Genomic DNA, 1,179 nt, shown 5'->3' with positions numbered 1-1,179 from the left:
TACGACGGCAACCCCACCCGCACACCACCCACAAACAACCCCGACCAATCCACCCCCACACCACGAACAAACACCTCACCCAACGACAACAAAAACCGACCCCACCCACCCTCACCCCGACGCAACGACCCCACAAACCCCACATCAACACCACACACACCACCCGTCTGCTCCACCCCCACCCCCAACATCGGATGACCAGACACCTCCACAAAAACCGAAGAACCACCCCCCAACACACACCTCACCGCATCCTCAAACAACACCGGCTCACGCAAACCCCTCACCCAATAACCAGCACCCAACTCCTCACCCGCAACAACACCACCCACCAAACCAGAAACAAACGGAACCTCCGACGCCGAAGGAACAACCCCCTCCAACAAACCCAACAACTCACCCGACACCCCATCCACCAAAGGCGAATGCGACGCATAATCCACATCCAACCGCCAACACCTCACACCACCCCCCTCACACCACCCAACAAACTCCTCCAACGCCCCCACCTCACCCGACACCACCACCGACCCAGGCCCATTCACCACCCCCACCCACAAACGACCCGACCACCCCTCCAAAAACCCCTCCACCTCACCCCGAGACGCACCCACCACCACCATCCCCCCACACCCCGACAACCCCCGCAACACCCGAGAACGCACCGCCACCACACGCGCCGCATCCTCCAACGACAACGCCCCCGCCACACACGCCGCAGCAATCTCCCCCTGCGAATGCCCCACCACCGCAGACGGCACCACACCACACGAACGCCACAACGCAGCCAACGACACCATCACCGAAAACAACACCGGCTGCACCACATCCACCCGATCCAAACCCGGCGCACCCCCCACCCCCCGAACCACACCCTCCAAATCCCAATCAACCCACCCCGACAACGCACGACCACACTCCGCCATACGAGCAGCAAAAACCGGCGAAGAATCCCACAACTCCACCGCCATCCCCACCCACTGATGACCCTGACCCGGAAAAACAAAAACCACACCAGGAACACCAGACACACCCCCCGACCCCACCACCACACCCGGACCCCCCACCCCCGACACCACACCCTCCAACCCCTCCAACAACTCACCCCGACCCGAACCCACCACCACACCCCGCACCGGCATCACCGCACGCGACGACACCAACGAAAAACCCACATCA

At 62.3% G+C, this 1,179-nt stretch carries 1 protein-coding gene; it reads right to left on the bottom strand.

The features are described from left to right. A partial coding sequence (locus tag ACFWTE_RS29995; RefSeq protein WP_378783328.1) for an acyltransferase domain-containing protein occupies positions 1-971 on the bottom strand: 971 nt, incomplete at its 3' end. Positions 972-1,179 lie beyond the last annotated feature (208 nt).

This window comes from Nocardiopsis sp. NPDC058631 (assembly GCF_042716955.1).
Lineage (GTDB): Bacteria > Actinomycetota > Actinomycetes > Streptosporangiales > Streptosporangiaceae > Nocardiopsis.
Note: the sequence above shows the minus strand (reverse complement) of the source record. Positions and strands in the feature narration are given on the sequence as shown.